General features: G+C 43.7%; 19 protein-coding genes and 1 riboswitch. Of the genes, 9 read left to right on the top strand and 10 right to left on the bottom strand.

Features of this window, described 5'->3' with window-relative positions:
- The first annotated feature begins 168 nt into the window (after positions 1 to 168).
- From AF333_RS27680 to AF333_RS27660, 5 genes are all read left to right on the top strand, one after another.
- Positions 169 to 1,011 (top strand): hypothetical protein, encoded by an 843-nt coding sequence (locus AF333_RS27680; protein ID WP_043064338.1) that lies wholly within the window; start codon positions 169 to 171, stop codon positions 1,009 to 1,011.
- A gap of 222 nt (positions 1,012 to 1,233) precedes the next feature.
- Positions 1,234 to 1,437: a hypothetical protein gene (locus tag AF333_RS27675; RefSeq protein ID WP_235497041.1), complete on the top strand. Its 204-nt coding sequence runs from the start codon at positions 1,234 to 1,236 to the stop codon at positions 1,435 to 1,437.
- A gap of 495 nt (positions 1,438 to 1,932) precedes the next feature.
- Positions 1,933 to 2,253 carry a hypothetical protein gene (locus AF333_RS27670; RefSeq protein ID WP_043064336.1) on the top strand — a complete coding sequence of 107 codons (321 nt, stop codon included), beginning with the start codon at positions 1,933 to 1,935 and terminating at the stop codon, positions 2,251 to 2,253.
- A gap of 235 nt (positions 2,254 to 2,488) precedes the next feature.
- Positions 2,489 to 2,929 (top strand): GNAT family N-acetyltransferase, encoded by a 441-nt coding sequence (locus AF333_RS27665; protein ID WP_043064335.1) that lies wholly within the window; start codon positions 2,489 to 2,491, stop codon positions 2,927 to 2,929.
- A gap of 308 nt (positions 2,930 to 3,237) precedes the next feature.
- Positions 3,238 to 3,321: riboswitch (cyclic di-GMP riboswitch) on the top strand.
- 9 nt (positions 3,322 to 3,330) lie between these two features.
- Positions 3,331 to 3,636, top strand: a complete 306-nt coding sequence (locus AF333_RS27660) for a hypothetical protein (RefSeq protein WP_043064334.1) — start codon at positions 3,331 to 3,333, stop codon at positions 3,634 to 3,636.
- Between the two features lie 81 nt (positions 3,637 to 3,717).
- Here the strand turns inward: AF333_RS27660 and AF333_RS34010 are convergent, their stop codons facing one another.
- Positions 3,718 to 3,867, bottom strand: coding sequence for a hypothetical protein (locus tag AF333_RS34010; protein WP_158502300.1), 150 nt, complete (start codon positions 3,865 to 3,867; stop codon positions 3,718 to 3,720).
- Positions 3,868 to 4,208: 341 nt separating this feature from the next.
- Between AF333_RS34010 and clpB the strand changes: the two genes are divergently transcribed.
- Positions 4,209 to 6,839, top strand: coding sequence for an ATP-dependent chaperone ClpB (gene clpB, locus AF333_RS27655; RefSeq protein ID WP_043064333.1), 2,631 nt, complete (start codon positions 4,209 to 4,211; stop codon positions 6,837 to 6,839).
- 51 nt (positions 6,840 to 6,890) lie between these two features.
- Here the strand turns inward: clpB and AF333_RS27650 are convergent, their stop codons facing one another.
- The 7 genes from AF333_RS27650 to kamA all read right to left on the bottom strand — a co-directional run bounded on the left by AF333_RS27650 (position 6,891) and on the right by kamA (position 11,775).
- On the bottom strand, positions 6,891 to 7,748 hold the full coding sequence (locus AF333_RS27650; protein WP_043064332.1) for a DUF421 domain-containing protein: 858 nt from the start codon (positions 7,746 to 7,748) through the stop codon (positions 6,891 to 6,893).
- 62 nt (positions 7,749 to 7,810) lie between these two features.
- Positions 7,811 to 8,017, bottom strand: coding sequence for a DUF1657 domain-containing protein (locus AF333_RS27645; protein WP_043064331.1), 207 nt, complete (start codon positions 8,015 to 8,017; stop codon positions 7,811 to 7,813).
- Between the two features lie 31 nt (positions 8,018 to 8,048).
- Positions 8,049 to 8,399, bottom strand: coding sequence for a stage V sporulation protein AE (gene spoVAE / locus AF333_RS27640; RefSeq protein ID WP_043064330.1), 351 nt, complete (start codon positions 8,397 to 8,399; stop codon positions 8,049 to 8,051).
- Positions 8,400 to 8,423: 24 nt separating this feature from the next.
- Positions 8,424 to 9,425, bottom strand: coding sequence for a stage V sporulation protein AD (gene spoVAD / locus AF333_RS27635; RefSeq protein WP_043064329.1), 1,002 nt, complete (start codon positions 9,423 to 9,425; stop codon positions 8,424 to 8,426).
- Entirely contained in the window at positions 9,425 to 9,910 is a 486-nt protein-coding gene (gene spoVAC, locus AF333_RS27630) for a stage V sporulation protein AC (RefSeq protein WP_043064328.1), read from the bottom strand. Before spoVAC ends, spoVAD begins: the two co-directional genes overlap by 1 nt.
- Before the next feature lie 135 nt (positions 9,911 to 10,045).
- Positions 10,046 to 10,318 (bottom strand): YokU family protein, encoded by a 273-nt coding sequence (locus AF333_RS27625; RefSeq protein ID WP_043064327.1) that lies wholly within the window; start codon positions 10,316 to 10,318, stop codon positions 10,046 to 10,048.
- A gap of 20 nt (positions 10,319 to 10,338) precedes the next feature.
- Positions 10,339 to 11,775 carry a lysine 2,3-aminomutase gene (gene kamA / locus AF333_RS27620; protein WP_080787595.1) on the bottom strand — a complete coding sequence of 479 codons (1,437 nt, stop codon included), beginning with the start codon at positions 11,773 to 11,775 and terminating at the stop codon, positions 10,339 to 10,341.
- A 61-nt stretch (positions 11,776 to 11,836) separates the two neighbouring features.
- Here kamA and AF333_RS36400 point away from each other — a divergent pair, with 61 nt between their 5' ends.
- Positions 11,837 to 11,977 (top strand): hypothetical protein, encoded by a 141-nt coding sequence (locus AF333_RS36400; protein ID WP_235497040.1) that lies wholly within the window; start codon positions 11,837 to 11,839, stop codon positions 11,975 to 11,977.
- On the opposite strand, the gene AF333_RS27615 is transcribed toward AF333_RS36400, so the two are convergent.
- Positions 11,967 to 13,397, bottom strand: a complete 1,431-nt coding sequence (locus tag AF333_RS27615; protein WP_235355854.1) for a sigma-54 interaction domain-containing protein — start codon at positions 13,395 to 13,397, stop codon at positions 11,967 to 11,969. The two genes, AF333_RS36400 and AF333_RS27615, sit on opposite strands and share 11 nt — an antisense overlap.
- Positions 13,398 to 13,484: 87 nt before the next feature.
- On the opposite strand from AF333_RS27615, the gene ablB reads away from it, so the two are divergent.
- The gene (ablB, locus tag AF333_RS27610; RefSeq protein ID WP_080787594.1) at positions 13,485 to 14,351 is read left to right on the top strand and encodes a putative beta-lysine N-acetyltransferase; all 867 of its coding nucleotides are present in this window, start codon (positions 13,485 to 13,487) and stop codon (positions 14,349 to 14,351) included.
- Between the two features lie 11 nt (positions 14,352 to 14,362).
- Here ablB and AF333_RS27605 read toward each other — a convergent pair whose 3' ends face one another.
- Positions 14,363 to 15,922: a PucR family transcriptional regulator gene (locus tag AF333_RS27605; protein ID WP_043064325.1), complete on the bottom strand. Its 1,560-nt coding sequence runs from the start codon at positions 15,920 to 15,922 to the stop codon at positions 14,363 to 14,365.
- Positions 15,923 to 16,050: 128 nt separating this feature from the next.
- Here AF333_RS27605 and AF333_RS27600 point away from each other — a divergent pair, with 128 nt between their 5' ends.
- Positions 16,051 to 17,424 carry an aspartate aminotransferase family protein gene (locus AF333_RS27600; RefSeq protein WP_043064324.1) on the top strand — a complete coding sequence of 458 codons (1,374 nt, stop codon included), beginning with the start codon at positions 16,051 to 16,053 and terminating at the stop codon, positions 17,422 to 17,424.
- Positions 17,425 to 17,441 lie beyond the last annotated feature (17 nt).

Genomic DNA, 17,441 nt, shown 5'->3' with positions numbered 1-17,441 from the left:
TTGCGATCGATGACAAGATTATGTTCCTTAATGATTGAGGGAACATAGGAGATGAAACTTAAAGCGTGTGGTGCTGTTTCGTTGATTGACCTTTCGTGGTAAAATTTCGTTGTATATACAGGTAATTAATTACTTTTGTGTAATTTTATAAATGAGGAGGCGGTATACATGAAGAAAGCTCTTATTGCCTTACTGAGCAGTATGTTGTTAGTAAGTGGTATTCATGTGAACGGTGCAGCAGCAAATACAAAAGCAGTAAAAGAGCCTTTTGCCGGTAAAGTTAATGGGGACGCACTGACGTTTGCATATACGGATAAAACAGGAAAACACCTATTAGCATTTGATTTAAAATCATCAGATCGGCCAAAGCGTTTTTCAAAAGTAATATGCTCACCCGGAAAAGTACGTAACGTAAAGTATGTAAAGTATCAAAGAGAAGGCAAGAAAAGTAATCAAAGAAATGTAGCAAGTAATATTACGCAAGACGAGGGTGCATGGTTCAATATTGTTAACGGAAATTTTAAAGAAAATGAAAGTTGCCTTCTTGTAGAAAAAGATGCATTTCAAGGACATACATTTGTCTCATATAAACCAGTAGAGAAAGGAAAGTTCTCTGAAAAAACTCTTGAGAAAATTGAAGAGTTCAAAAAGCGTAAGGTGGTAAAGCAAGGATTAATCGCTGAGATTTCACCAGGTGTCCAAATTGGGCTTGTTGAATTTGAAAGAAGAGGGAAGAATGCGTTAGCGAGTATTGTTATGACTACACCAAATGCTCTCGTTTTCGAAGATTTTCCTGCAACGTATGATGAAGTATCAACATGGCGTGTAGATGACCAGGGGGAAATTAATCCCGGAATGTTTCATGTTTTGTTTGTTACAAAATCAAAAACGGGTTATACGATTGGTTTGGAGTGGATGGGGTTTGAAGGAAATAATCTAAGTGTTCTTCAACAAAATGGGAATGCTTTTTATAATATTAAAGAATCTGGACGTTATATGGCTCCATTATAACTTAAAGAACAAAGTGTTTTTTAGTTGGGTATACTTGATACATCAAGGAGAAAATTTAACAAGGATGAAATTTTTGGCAGAATTTGACGAGAAGTTTTAGTTATATAAAACCTTATCCTGATGCATAATAAAAGGGTGAAAAAGGATAAGGAGGATATAAATGGTTTTAAAAGTAGCTTTGCCTAATCCGAAGAGTAGTTGGGAGTTATGTGTACAGCAGTATTGGAAGAAGGAAAAGGAAAAATGGGAAAGGCAAAAGAAACGGTTGAAGCAATGAATGGTATAGCAGAAACCTTATCTGTAATTATTGTGATTGCGATTCTTTTGTGTACGGTGACAGCATGGCTTATTTTTCAAAAAGTAAGGCACATGCAAAGTACTGTTATGGATGTACAAAATCAAGAAACAGGAAAAATAACTAAATAATTAACACTCTTGATGTCAAGTGATACATGCAAGAAGGAATTCAGAGCACCCACGTGGTGCTTTTATTTTTTTAGTTTCTAATGCTTATTAGCATTAAATCATTCCTGTATGCATTTAAGAAACGATATAGCGTAGCTGAAGTGCTGGAAAAAATATATGTCAAAGTAAAAGCCCCTCTCTGCTTTATGACAGAAAGGGGCACCGTTGGGAGAACCAGTATAGACTGTTCTTAGTTCCTTATTATACAGAGTTGAACGGAAAAAAGGTTAACAAAAGGTAAAAAAAATGCCCCTTATTAGAATGGTGCTGATAAGGGGGAGTCTTTGCTTTGGTTACATTTACTGGTTAAGAACATTTTACCATGAATAGGCGATGACATGCAAAAAACGTTTTAATCAAACTGTATAGAAAGTAAAAAGAGATGGATATTTTATCTACAATATTTTCCATTGTATTCTCTTTTTTGGTAGAATAGGAAGAAAGGGAGGGGATGAAATGAAAAAGTTGTGGCTTGCTTTTGTTCTTATTTTCGCCTTGCTTCCAGGTGTTGCATCTGCTCAGGTTCAAACAGAAAATACGACGATTAAACGCGTATATTATGATCCGAAAGAAAAAGGTTACTTTTTAGAGACCGCAGATGATGTAAATGGGGCTACATGGAGTTTCGGACTTTTTTATGCAAACAAAGAAAATAAGAAGTTAACGAAATCTCTACAGCAATCGTTGTTTAATCAAAAAGTAAAGGTCAATTATGAGGACCATAACAGCAGTGACTATGAGAAGTGGGAGATGCTTGAATTTATTTTAATTGATTGAATTGAAGAGGAGGGCTGCGCGAGCAACCTCCTTTTTTGGTGTACGAACGTATATTTTTTAGAGCATCAATACTATTGATATAATGCAATTTCACATTTGTTTGTGTATGTATACAATTCGTAACGTGCTTATGCCTCTGGATATATCAAAGAAAAATCTTAAGGAGATACAGATGGCATATTCTTTGCTTATATATCCTGTAGTTATCTATTTTGCATAAAAAGGGGAGTTTGAAATGGAGATTTATAAGGCAACATTGCAAGACGTAGACGGTATTTCCACATTATTTAATTCATACAGAGTTTTTTACCAACAACCGTCAGATATAGAGGCGGCAAAGAGCTTTATTCAAGAACGTCTTGAGAACAGTGATTCTGTTATTTTTGTAGCTGTTGAAAATGGAGAATACGCAGGCTTTGTCCAGCTGTATCCGCTCTTTTCTTCCATATCTATGCAGCGACTCTGGATTTTAAACGATTTGTATGTAACCGAGGAAAGCAGGAAGAAAGGGGTAGGAAAACAACTTTTACATGCGGCAGAACAATTGGCGAAAGAAACAAATGCAAAAGGGTTAAAGTTACAAACAGATGTGAATAATGTCACCGCACAAAGCTTATATGAATCGAATAGTTGGGTGAAGGATGACAAGTTTTTTTATTATGTTTTAAATGTTTAAATATGTTGGTAACATAGCAAGAGAAGAACAGGGGCAGCTTGTCCGCTATAACGGTAAGCTGCTCTTTTCATTAGGCGATTAAAAGAAAGTAGGGTTTGTATTGACATTATATATGTATGGCGATTAGCTCGGTTGGTTGTTTTTTTGTTTGTTTCATTTTGTGGATAGTGTGAATAACTTTGTGGATAACAGGAACGTACGTTCTTTTTGTGCGGGTAATTCTAGCGGTAGTGTTTATATCTGTATAATACTATTGATAAGTGAATTTTATTGTTTATTATAGTTCTATTTTCATGATATAATCTTCCTGTTGAAAAAGGCAAACTTATTGAAAAATAAGGACGCAAAACTATAGGGGCTTCTATCGTTAGATATGCCAGCCAGTTGCCAGGGGGCGAAAAATGAGCAGAAAAGTATATAATATTCACATTGGTGATTTGGTAAGAGATTTTTTTGTGCTGTTAGAAAACTATCCAGATCACCCGCAGAATTTGTTTGTTTTTACGAGTTTTTTGAAGGGGTTTTTAAGGCAGAGAGCATTTGACGAGACGACACCGACTATTGAAGTAGTGACGATTCTTAAGCATGAAAGGCCGGTTATTTTTTATCATATGAGAAAGCAGACGGAGGACTGGATATATATTCTGACCCGTATCGATATGGATGTTGAAGAAGCTAAGCAGAGGCTTCATCATATAGCGAATTAGACCGCTCCCCTGGAGCGGTTTTTTTGTTTGAATAAAAAATGGCCTCGCCGATTCATGGAGAGGCCGTTATGTGTTTATTCATTACGGTTCATCTTGTATCATTTCTTCTTTCCGACTCACTTCTTTTAGCTTCTGGTTATGTTCCATAGTACTTGAGACTTCTTTTTGCATCTCGTGTTTTTTTTCCAGTTCTTTCAGAGTGGTTGGAGTACCTTGCTTTTCCTTATCCATGCTATCCCCTCCTAATAAATTCTCGCATCCATAGAAGTAGTATGTGAGAAGAAGGTGTCTTTTACTCTACCACATTTCTTTTAGATGGAATCTTTGTATTTTTACTTCAAAAGGGAAGGGTATAATATAAAGTGAAACTTTACTCAGTGGGGGTTCTTCATCCCCCACTGAGTATTAGTTGAACGTATCGGATCTTTAGGGGAAGTGTATCCTCCACATAAACTTCCCCGATTTCTCCTAGTCTTGAGGTGGGAGGTTACTTCCCGTTAAGGCCGGATAAAGTGTTGTATATGTCATCTTGTGGAAAAGAAAAATGAACCAAAAAGGAGGCACAATGCATTATGGATATGAATCGTTTCACACAAAAATCGCTCGAGGCGATTCAGCAGGCGGAGACGAAAGCGCTCCGGTACGGCAATCCAGAAGTGGAGACGGAGCATCTGCTGCTTTCGCTGTTGACGCAGCATGAAGGGTTGCTACCACGTTTGTTGCACAGAATGAATACATCGCCTGAGAGTCTTACACGGGATATTGAGAGAAGGTTGGAGCAAAAGCCGCGTGTATCCGGTTCCGGACGGGAAGCAGGAAAAATCTATATCAGTTCCGGCGTTAACAATATTCTGTTGAAAGCAGAAGACGAGGCAAAAGCTATGCATGATGAGTATATATCCGTCGAGCATCTTTTCCTCGGCATTCTAGAAGAGGTACAGGGTGTACCGCCGTTGCGTATTCTGTTTACAAATCACGGTATTACCCGCAAAGCATTTCTTGCTGCGGTGAATGAGGTAAGAGGCAATCAGCGCGTCACAAGCGCCACGCCAGAAGTAACATATGAAGCGCTGGAGAAGTATGGCCATGACCTCGTAGAAGAGGCGCGTCGTAATAAGCTTGATCCGGTTATTGGACGTGATGCGGAGATTCGTCATGTCATTCGGATTTTATCGCGTAAAACGAAGAATAATCCGGTGCTTATCGGGGAGCCAGGTGTTGGAAAAACAGCGATCGTAGAGGGCTTGGCCCACCGCATTGTTCGTGGTGATGTACCGGAAGGTTTGCGCGATAAACGTATTTTCGCGCTCGATATGGGAGCACTTATCGCCGGTGCCAAATACCGTGGGGAATTCGAGGAGCGGCTTAAGGCAGTATTGCAGGAAATTAAGCGAAGTGAAGGAAAGCTTCTGCTGTTTATTGATGAGATTCATACGATTGTAGGTGCAGGCCGGACAGAGGGATCGATGGATGCGGGGAATCTGCTCAAACCGACGCTTGCGCGTGGTGAGCTGCACTGCATCGGTGCCACGACACTCGATGAATATCGCAAATATATTGAAAAGGACGCGGCACTTGAACGTAGATTTCAGACCGTTATGGCGGATGAACCGACTGTCGAAGACACAATTTCTATCCTGCGTGGTCTGCGCGAGCGGTTTGAAGTATTCCACGGTGTGAAAATTCATGACAATGCTCTCGTAACAGCGGCCGTATTATCTCACCGGTATATTACAGACCGTTTCTTACCAGACAAAGCGATTGATTTAGTGGATGAAGCGTGTGCCATGATCCGCACAGAAATCGATTCGATGCCGGCAGAGCTGGATGAGGTTGCACGCCGGGTTATGCAGCTGGAAATCGAGGAAGCCGCATTAAAGAAAGAAACCGATCCGGCCAGTCGCGAGCGACTTGGACAACTGCAGAAGGAACTGGCCGAGCGGCGTGAGCGTTTCGCAACAATGAAAGCGCAGTGGGATGAAGAGAAGCAGGCTCTTGGAAACATTCAGAAGCTACGGGAGGAAATGGAGCGAATTCATCAGGCGATTGCACGGGCGGAGCGAGACTATGACCTGAACAAGGCCGCCGAGCTGAAGTACGGTAAGCTTCCTGAAGCAGAAAAAAGACTGCGGCAAGAAGAGGAGAAGCAGTCTGCTCGCAAAGGGGAAGAGTCTCTGTTGCGAGAAGAAGTAACAGAAGAGGAGATTACCCGTATTATTTCTCGGTGGACCGGGATTCCGCTCGCTAAACTGGTAGAGGGAGAGCGGGAAAAATTATTGAAATTAGATCAAATTCTGCATCAGCGTGTTGTCGGCCAGGGTGAGGCGGTGGATAGCGTAGCAGATGCTATTATCCGTGCGCGTGCAGGAATTAAAGATCCACGCCGCCCGATCGGCTCATTTATCTTCCTGGGACCTACCGGCGTCGGAAAAACAGAGCTTGCCAAAACGCTGGCCGAGACACTGTTCGATACCGAAGATAATATGATACGCATCGATATGAGCGAATATATGGAAAAGCACAGCGTATCTCGCCTTATCGGTGCACCTCCCGGCTATATAGGCTTTGAGGAGGGCGGTCAGCTTACTGAAGCTGTACGGCGTAAACCGTACTCGGTCATTCTGTTTGATGAAATTGAGAAAGCACATCATGATGTTTTCAACGTACTGCTACAGGTGCTTGATGATGGACGAATTACAGATTCGCAAGGCCGGATGATCGACTTTAAAAATACAGTCATTATTATGACATCTAATATCGGATCGGGATTTTTGCTGGATGGCATTACCGAATCCGGTGAGATTACAGAAACAGCCCGTGAGCAGGTGATGGGAGAATTACAGATGAATTTTAGGCCCGAATTTTTGAATCGGGTAGATGAAATCGTGCTATTCAAGCCGCTAACTGTTACCGAAATTGGACAAATCGTCGGGCTTCTTATCGCTAATTTACAGAAACGATTGGCCGAGCGCGGCGTCGAACTCGTATTAACGAAAGCAGCCAAAGAGTATATCGCAAAAGAAGGCTACGATCCGGTTTATGGTGCACGCCCGTTACGCAGATTTCTGCAACGCCATCTGGAAACACTTATTGCAAGAGCGCTAATTGGTGGACAGATTACAGATGGAACGACAGTAACTGTAGATTGCAAAGATGAAAAGTTGACGCTTGACTGGAAAAGTGCTCCTACAGCAAACATTTGATTAAGAAATAAAATAAGCCCTCGCTTTCATAAAGAAATGCGAGGGTCTTTTTTAGCGAAGATAAGGATTTACTTGTTCTATGGTATGCTGCAGTTTTTCAGCAGCTTTGCTATAGAGTCGTTTCGCTTCTTTAGCCTGAGTTTCCAATGCAAACATTTCAAAGTCAGCCTGGCATTTCTTCAATGTTGCAAGAAGCAATTGGTTCTGGCTTGGCTGCGGCACTTGAAGCTGATCGTTGTACAAATCCAGATATAATACTCCTTTATCGTCGACCTGGCCTATGAATACATTTTCTAGCTTAACGCCTGTTTTTTTCAATTCAGTATGAAGCCATTGGGTATTGCGACCGCTCGCTCTAAGCGGATCGAGCATAATTTCGCCATCCATAATTACTGTTTCTGGCTCTGCCTCTGCAGGAAGATTTAACTGCAAATCTTTTATCGTAGCTGGTTGTGAACTCTTTTTTGGCATAACGCTAATCTGGCCGTTCGTTTCGAGCATGGCGAATTCCGCGTCAGCTGCTCTAAACATACCTTTCAGGCGGAGTTGTGCCATGAGTTCATCCGTGTTAATATGTTCTTTTTTTAAGTTTTCTTCCAGTATTTTTCCATTTTTAATAAGTACGGTACCTTTTCCTTCAAATAATTGACGGACGAATTTACTCTTTAATGATAAATAATCAATGAGAAATGGAATAGCGGCAAAAACAAGGAGGCTCGTGTAGCCATGAACTAGGTTGTTCTCGATGTCTGTCGCAATGACAGCGGTGATATCACCAATCGTAATGCCGACTATGTATTCGAAGAATGTTAGCTGTGCTAGTTGCTTTTTCCCGGTAAATCGAGTGATGGCGAATAGAACCACAAGCGCGAAGAAGGCGCGTAATGCGATTTGAACAACATCATTCATGTGTATTCACCTCGTTGGAATATAAGGAAGGTGAGTCAAAGACTCACCCTGGCGTTCGCAAATTAAAACCCTTTGTATTGAGGCTCTTCTTGTTCGAGTTGTTGAACCCGAGGTTCTAGCGCATCGATGATTGATTGCGTCTGTTGCGCGTTTTGGGTGAAAAGCTGCTTTGCTTGCTGGTTTTGTGTGCTTAATGCGAATGTTTCCAAGCTGGCTTGTGCGCTTTTCAAACTTGCGATTGCCTGTTTGACTTGTGCTGATACTGTCATGACCTTCACCTCCACAGCAGATAGTATGTGCTTATCCTCTTGGTTTAAACACCAAAGCGCCAAGAAATCCAAAAATAATAGCCGCCGAAATTCCGGCGCTCGTTACTTCAAAAATACCGGTGATAATACCGATAACCCCATCGGATTGCATCTCCTGCATAGCCCCGTGAACGAGTGCGTTACCAAAACTGGTAATCGGTACAGTTACACCGGCCCCGGCAAACTTGATGAGAGGCTCATACCACCCCAAACCGTCGAGCACAGCGCCCATTACAACTAGGGTGGACATCGTATGAGCAGGTGTTAGTTTCCCTACATCCATTAATAACTGCCCGATCACACAGATGAGACCGCCGATAACAAAAGCCCAGAAAAAAATCATACTGTATGCCTCCTGTCTATGAAATCATTGTTCGATAGCGACTGCGTGTGCCACGCATGGAATGCTTTCGTTCTGCTGGTAACTGAGCGGAGAGAGAAGTGCACCCGTAGCTACAATGAGCATGCGTTTCCACTCTCCGGCACGCAGACGTCTAAGAAGGTGACCGTACGTTACGGTTGCACAGCAAGCGCAGCCACTTGCTCCAGACATTACTTCCTGATCCTTGCTGTAGATAAGCAGACCGCAATCCGTCAGTTTATTTTCTGGAACGTCAATTCCGTGTTTCTTGAATAAGTCTTTAGCAATGGCATGTCCGACTTGTCCTAAATCACCTGTGGCGATAATATCGTAATGATCGGCAGTAATTTGCAAATCGCGGAAATGCGCTTGAATCGTGTCTACCGCTGCCGGTGCCATCGCAGCTCCCATATTGAACGGATCAGAAATACCCATATCGATTACCCGGCCGACAGTAGCCGAGACGACGCGCGGACCATTCCCGGAAGAAGCGACGACCGCGGCTCCCGCACCAGTAACTGTCCATTGAGCAGTCGGAGGCTTCTGCGAACCATATTCTGTCGGATAACGGAATTGTTTCTCAGCCGTACAATTATGACTGCATGTTCCGGCAAGCGCATATTTGGCTGCTCCGCTGTCGACGAGCTGGGCAGCGAGTGCCAGACCTTCCATGGAAGTGGAGCAGGCGCCGAAAATCCCCAGGTAAGGCACGCCGACAGTCCGGGCGGAGAAGCTACTGGAGATAATCTGGTTCATTAAATCACCGGCCAGAAAAAAGTTAATGTCACCTTTTTGAATATCCGCTTTTTTGATGGCGGTATCGCAGGCGTCCTCAAGCATTTTCTTTTCTGCCTTCTCAAAACTATCCTGTTCGAGCCAAATATCGCCATATAAAAGATCGAAGTCATCAGCTAAATTTCCCTGGGCTTCAAACGGTCCTCCAACAGCCGCAGAGGAGAGGATAACAGGCTTATTCCGAAAAATCCATGACTGGTGTCCCTGAAGCATTATGATATCCCTCCTAACGTCATCCAGGCCCATTTTAGCAGACCAATAATAAAGGCGGCGAAAACACCGAATACAATAACAGAACCGGCTAGCTTGAACATGTTGCCCCCAACGCCTAATACAAGACCTTCGCTGCGGTGCTCAAGTGCAGCCGAAGCGATAGAGTTGGCAAACCCCGTTACAGGTACAGCCGTGCCGGCCCCGGCATACTGTGCAATTTTGTCATAGACGCCAATCCCGGTCAGAAGAACAGAGATAAAGATAAGAACGGCAACGGTCGGATCGCCCGCCGTTTTCTCTGTAAAATTAAAGTAGTTAATGAAAAAGCTTTGAATAACCTGCCCGAACAGGCAGATAGCACCCCCGATAAAAAAAGCACGCAGTACATTTTTGAACACTGGCCGGGGTGGTTCATGCGCCTGTGAAACCTTTTGGTATTCGATTTGCGTGGGAGTAAGCTTCTTGTTTTTTGCCTTGCTTGCCATATGCATTCTCCTTCTGTCATAAGTAGTCGCTTGTATTATTTTGGAGAGAATGTGGAATTTCATACGTGAAGAAGAAAGAAGACATAAAGAAAAATGCGAGACGGCAGGGTGGGTGCACGTCTCGCATTTATGGATTTACTCTGATTTTGCTTTAAACATATTGATGCGCGGCGCCTCAAGTAGTTGTTCGTATGTGAACTTCGTACCTAGGGAGGAGATATCATTCAAGTAAAGCGCATCTTCAATTTTTTGTGAAGTATCTTCCGGAACGAACTTATCGTAACAGTTCGGGCAATCAACAGAAGGAATATTCTGGATGTGCACAGTGTTTTTTCCGTCCGGCGTAACCCAATAGCAATCCTGGATGCCTTCTGTGGCTGTCTCGGTCTCGCACCAGATGCATTTCATTCATGTTCCCCCCTTGTTGATTATTGATTATTTTTCGTCTTGGCTAACTTCGCCTTCATCTCGTCGCGTTTATCACGGCGGTCTTTTAGGGAGGCGTGATCATCGGTTTGTTCATATTGTTTACGTTTATTCATACGACGTAAGCCTTCTGGTACGAGGTTGAATTTCTCATCACGCATAATGGCGCTAATTCCTACTGTTTCTTCTTCTTGCACAATGCCATAATGCTCGTTGAAGTACGCGTCTGCACGTCCCGCCTCATAATTCTTCGGTTCCGGATAAGAAGTAATAACCCCTTCGAAGTTGCGTAGTACGACTTTATCCGGACTTTGAGAAATCATGTAATTTGGCTGTAGCGCAATTTTACCGCCGCCGCCTGGCGCATCCACTACGAATGTCGGTACCGCATAGCCAGATGTGTGGCCGCGTAAACCTTCCATAATTTCAAGGCCTTTAGACACCGGTGCACGGAAATGGCCAATACCTTCGGACAGGTCGCACTGATAGATATAGTATGGACGAACGCGGATTTTTACAAGTTCATGCATAAGTTTCTTCATAATCGGCACGCTGTCATTAATACCTGCAAGAATAACGGCCTGATTCCCAACCGGAACCCCAGCGTTTGCAAGCATTTCACAGGCTAGCTTTGATTCAGGCGTGATTTCAAGCGGTGTATTGAAGTGCGTATTCAGCCATACCGGATGATACTTCTTCAAGATATTGCACAGATTTTCTGTAATCCGTTGCGGGAATACGACAGGAGCGCGCGTACCAATGCGAATGATTTCCACATGTGGAATCGCACGTAGGTTTTTCAAAATATATTCGAGTACCGTATCATTAATTAATAGGCCATCGCCACCGGAAATGAGAACATCACGCACTTCTGGAGTGTTGGCGATATAGTTGATGGCCGCATCGAGTTGTTTCTTCGGCACGCCCATACCTACTTGGCCGGAGAAGCGGCGACGTGTACAGTAGCGGCAATACATGGAGCACTGGTTGGTTACCAGGAACAGCACACGATCCGGATAACGATGTGTCAAACCCGGTACTGGAGAATCTTCATCTTCGTGCAACGGGTCTTCTAAATCGTATTTTGTTTTCATAATCTCTGCTGATACCGGAACCGATTGCATACGCACTGGACAACGTGGATCATCCGGGTCCATAAGTGATGCATAGTACGGTGTAATATTCAGCGGAATAGTTTGTGTGGAAATTCGTACGCCTTCTTCTTCTTCAGGAGTCAAGTTTACGACTCTCTTTAAGTCTTCTACGGTTTTTATTGTATGAGTAAGCTGCCAGAGCCAATCGTTCCATTGTTCATCTGTTACGTCTTTCCAAAGTTCGATATCACGGAAGTTGCGTGTTTTTGCAGGGGCGGCATGCCAGCCCTCACCTAATGCGGGAGTATGTTGACCTTTATTCAAGTCTTTTTCCAGTAAGCTCATTTGCTGTACCTCCTTAGCGTGTTCTCATCGCTTTTATATACAGCAAGATGCATGCCAAGATATGAAAGATTCTAAAAATACTGATTTGATAGGGGTTACAAAAAACAGAGGGATAAATTCCCTCTGTGAGTTAATAAAATTATCTGCAAAAAATTTTGCGTTTCGTGAATTTTTTGCTGCCAAAATTTTGTCTATAGGTTGAATTTTTTAATTTTATACTGAAGAGCCTGGCGCTTGACACCGAGTGCTTCTGCGGTTTTGCTTACGTTTCCTTCATGATGCTTAAGAGCCTCTTCGATGATAACCCGTTCGATGCTTTCAATATAGCCAGGCAAGTTCATCGGATAGGCGGATGGAGCGGACTTTGGTGATTCTGTATCCGATGCGGACATAGATTCCGTCGGTAATTCAGTAAATTGAAGAGGCAGGTGGTGTAGTTCAATCCTCTCTTCATTTTCTTCAAGCATATTAAACGCCGCTTCAATCGTATGACGCAGTTCGCGTATATTTCCCGGCCAAGCATACGTAAGAAACGTTTGTGCAACTTTTTCGCTGATACCGCTTACTTTCATCGCAAAAGTCTGGTTGAACTTTCCGATAAAATGCCTGGTCAGCAAGATGATGTCTTCTTTACGTCGAATGAGCGGCGGAAGCTCAATATTTACCACATTCAGCCGGAAAAACAAGTCAGAGCGCAGGATATTATGCTTCAGTGCTTCGTAAGGACTAATATTCATCGCAGCAAGAATACGAACATTTACTTCCTGTTCTGAAGCACCGCCAACGCGCCGGACACGTCCGTCCTGAAGTACACGCAAGAGCTTAGCTTGCAGCATAACGTCGAGACTGTTAATCTCATCGAGGAACAGTGTACCACCATCCGCCTGCTCAAAAATGCCGGGACGGTCGATAGCACCTGTAAACGCTCCTTTGGTTGTGCCGAACAGCAAGCCCTCCATCAATTCACGTGGTACTGCCGCGCAGTTTTGTGCGATGAACGGTTTGTCCCGGCGAATGCTAGCGTTATGGATACTCTGTGCGATTAACTCTTTGCCTGTGCCAGTCGGACCACAGATAAGCACAGATGACTGGGTGCGAGCCGCCCGCTTGGCTCTTGTGAGTGCCTGTTGAAACAAAGAGCTTTCCCCGATAAGATCGCTGAAATGATATTGCGTATCATTTTGTGTATTTTTCTTTTCTCTCGTTTTTTTGTAGAGTTGTTGGCGTAAATCAAGAACTTGATCATTCAATTGAACGATACGGGTAATGTCCTCGGCCAACTCGACTGCACCGATAATATCGCCTTCTTTACACAGCGGATATGTGCTGTTAATAGAGGTGATTTGTTTGCCTTTCATATTCATATATGTTTGGACTTTATCTACAATTTCCTCTCCGGTACGAAGTACGCGACTGAGCGTGCTGCTTTCATTTGTTAGGGAAGGAAATAAATCAAATATGTTCTGGCCGATAACATCCCTGCGGTCCAGCCCGTCGATTTCGGCCATCGTTTCATTGAAGAATATGGTTGTTCCTTCTTTATCGACAAGGTGGATGCCCACATTAATAATGCCCAGAAGCCATTCTAGCTCTTCCGACCAGATTGCTGCCAATTTGGACACAGCTATCACCCTTTTCTTTGAAGTAATCGGCATGATTTTTGCAATATTTCTAAACTATGAAAACTATAATAGAACGGAGGTTTATTTATGACAACAAAAAATGAATTGTATTCTCATTCTCGCACCGAAAGTGGTCAGGATTTCATTATGGAAATCTGCCTGGACCCGTTTAATGCCCGACTACGTATAGATGATTACCGTGGCAATGTACAGACGATGCATAAACGTGTGCTTGAACTTGCAATGGAAAACGGATTCACAAAAGTTTTCATTAAATCCCGTCCCGAAGATTGGCAGACGCTTCTTAGCTTCGGTTATATGCTTGAAGGTGTATTCAAAAGATATTTCAATGGCAGCGACGCTTATAGCATGGCACTGTATTTTACGGATGAACGGCGTACAAGCGAGTATTGGATGCAAGAAGATGATATTCTGCGCCAAGTACTTACGCTTCCGCCTAAACCTTCGGATGAACCACTGGCACAAGGCTATTCCATTCGGCTTGCTACTATAGAAGACGCCGAACAACTTGCCCAATTATATGGTACCGTATTTCAGACATATCCGACGCCAATGAACGATGCCTCGTATATTAAGAAAGTCATGCTTGAAGGCACGATTTTCTATGCGGTTGAATCGAATCATCGGATTATTAGCGCTGCATCGGCTGAGGTGAACACCTTATATAACAATGCAGAGATGACCGATTGTGCCACATATCCTGAGCATCGTAAACACGGACTAATGCGCCATCTGATTGTCGCACTTGAACGTGAGTTACGCTCACGCAGTATATACTGTGCATACTCGCTTGCCCGTTCTCTTTCATTCGGTATGAATGCGGTATTCCATCAGCTTGGGTATGAATATACGGGTCGGATGACGAAGAACTGCAACATCTTTGACAAGTTCGAAGATATGAGCCTTTGGGTCAAGGATTTATCCAGGCAATAGCGTTATATCACTTATAGTACCTTTAATGCTGCACGATCAAGCCGATAAGCCATCAATGCCAGATGAAATTGTGTAAGAGTATGGGCGTTCTGCAAATCTTTATTCGTCTTTTCCTCGATTTGTTCAAGCCGGTATTTTAGTGTATGACGATGAATAAAGAGCGCAGCCGCCGTATTTTTAATATTAGAATTGTGCTGCAGATAGCATTCCAGCGTATCGACGAGACTGGAATTATGTTTTTGATCATAGGTGAGCAGGGGATCGAGCAGCGGACGGAATAATGTCGTCAGTTCGATTCCTGCTTTTTTCATCTGCAGAAGCGGAGCGAATGCTCCGATTTTGTCATACGTCATCAGAACCTCTCCGGTCGTAATACCTATCTGGAGGGCTTCCCGTGCTTCTTGTGCACTGGCGGCGATTTGACCCAGTCCACAGAAAGGGATGCTCATACCGATATAAAGTGGTCCCGACGCAAGCCGAAGCTGTGCTTCTTGCTGTAAAGATTGTGCTACTCGAATGATGTCTTTATCCTGCTGTACAGGAATGACAAGGGTTATGGTGCGCTGTTTTTCACGTAGAAGAACAGTCTTGGCCTGCTTCCGGGCCCAAGACTGAACGAGCGGCCGGATGCTATCTTCCGAGATAGAAGCGATTTGCATAACAGTCATCGCTCCTTCCAAGCGATAATTCAGCTTGTGGGCCAATTTCTGAAGATAGGCTTCATCTTGTTCGTTGTTTTCGAGTAATTCATCCAGTACATCTTCCCGCATACGCACTAGTGCTTCATCGACGGCCTTTTGTTTTAGAAACTCAATCGCACAGACCGTGCTAGCCTGCTCTACAATTAACCGATCCATCTCCGTAAGTGCAGTCTGCTTTTGGATGTGCAGAAATCCATATTGTTCCTGATCAGTCGCAATCGTATGAACAAGCTGCTCTGCGGATAGGGGCACGGGAGCTGCTATGTTCATCGTTTGCTGTAAGGATACGATTGTTTCAAGCGGTAGAGAAGCTTCTACCCCCTTGCTGCTTCCTTCTAATCGACGTCCCTGGACATCATAAATTTCCACTTCAGCCTGCAGGCGGGCTGCCAATGTCTCCACAAGCGGAGCCAGGCCCTGGTTATTCAGCGTTAACATGGTTAGCTCATGGTGAATTTGTTGTGTATCCTGCATAAGCTGTAATTGTCGGTTTACGATGTGGCCGAGCAGTGCTTTTGTTACCTCAGAAAAATTCATATGACGAGGAATTTCAATCAACGGGAGGCTGTGTGTATTAGCCGCCTCAATGAACTCCATCGGGATTCGCTCCATATAGAATCCGGTATGAATCGCCACTGCAGATAGATTTTGTTGTACCAGTTGTTCAATGAAATCGCGTCGGTTCGCTCTAGTATCTAAGCCGTATCCGGTCGTAATGAGGAATTCTCCCTCCTGCAGCCGTGTTGCGTCTTCGATAATCTCGACAATGGTGACCCATTTGATAATTCGATGCAGGCCACCGTGACCACCGACTAGTTTTATCTGTTGAATATCAGGCAATTCTAATGCTTCTTTTAGTGTAATCGACATGCACATTCCTCTCTTTATACATGGTGTATAAAAAATATACTACAAATTCATATAATAGTGCGAATATTTTTCTTTTACCCCCTTTGCTATGATAAAAGTGGCGAAGAAATACGAAGGAGGAAAGCCCGATGAAGGGAAAGAGCCATGTAATTAAACCGTTACTAGATAAGGAATATCCTACTGTCTCACACGGCAGAGGTGTTTATTTATATGATATTGAAGGCAAAGCCTATTTGGACGGATGCTCAGGTGCTGTGACAACTAACATTGGACATGGTGTACAATCTGTGATTGACGCAATGAATGAACAAGCAAAGAAAGTGTCATTCACTTATCGTTCTCAGTTTACAAGTGAAGCCGCAGAAGCATTGGCCACTAAGCTGGCAAGCTGGACACCCGGGGATCTTGATTACGTGTTCTTTGTTAATAGCGGGTCAGAAGCGACAGAAACCGCAATGAAGATTGCTATACAGTATTGGCAAGAGCAGGGACGTATTAGTAAGAATAAAATACTTTCCCGTTGGATGAGTTATCACGGTATTACGCTAGGCGCGCTATCAATGTCAGGTCATATTCTGAGAAGAAAGCGCTTTATTCCGCTTTTGGAAGAATTTCCATCGATTGAACCACCATATTGCTACCGTTGTCCGTTTAACAGCACATATCCGAGCTGCGATTTACTATGTGCGAATCAGTTGGAGCAGGCAATTCACCGTATTGGTGCAGATAATATCGCGGCGTTTATCGCTGAGCCGATTATTGGCGCATCCGCGGGTGCGGTAACGCCGCCGCCGTATTACTATCAACGAATAAAAGAAATTTGCGAGCGTCACGATATTCTGTTCATTGCTGATGAAGTGATGACAGGTAATGGACGCACTGGCAAACCGTTCGGGATTGATCATTGGGATGTGGTGCCGGATTTAATGGCGCTTGGCAAAGGAATGGCTGCCGGCTATACTCCTATGGCTGCCGCGATAGCAAGCAAGCGGATTATTGATGTCATTGCCGCTGGCTCCCAATCGATTATGTCGGGGCATACGTTTAGCGCCAATCCACAATCGGCAGCAGTTTCCCTGGCCGTTATGCAGTATATCGAGGATAACCAGTTGATTGCCAAGTCAGAAGAGCGTGGCCTTCAATTATTATCCGGTTTGCAAACGCTCATGCAAAAGCACGATATCATCGGCGATGTTCGTGGTAAAGGATTGCTTTGTGGTATCGAGTTCGTCAAAAACAGGACTACGAAGGAAACGTTCCCTCTCGGACTTGGAGTGACGGAGCGAGCTATCGAAAAGGCAAAAAATAACGGGTTGCTTATTTATAATGCTTCCGGAGGTATTGACGGGCAAGCTGGGGATAGTGTAATTGTAGCGCCTCCGTTTGTCATTTCAGAAGAAGAAATAAACGAATTGTTGTTTATACTCGATCAATCCATCGGTGAATTAACACTGGAATTGGAGAAGGAAGGACAGCTCGTTCCTAAAGAAAGTGTGCAATAGGGAGGAATGAAGGATGA

It is taken from the genome of Aneurinibacillus migulanus (genome assembly GCF_001274715.1).
In the GTDB taxonomy this organism is placed as follows: domain Bacteria; phylum Bacillota; class Bacilli; order Aneurinibacillales; family Aneurinibacillaceae; genus Aneurinibacillus; species Aneurinibacillus migulanus.
The sequence above is the reverse complement of the archived record's forward strand: the minus strand, read 5'-3'. Positions and strand labels throughout refer to the sequence as shown.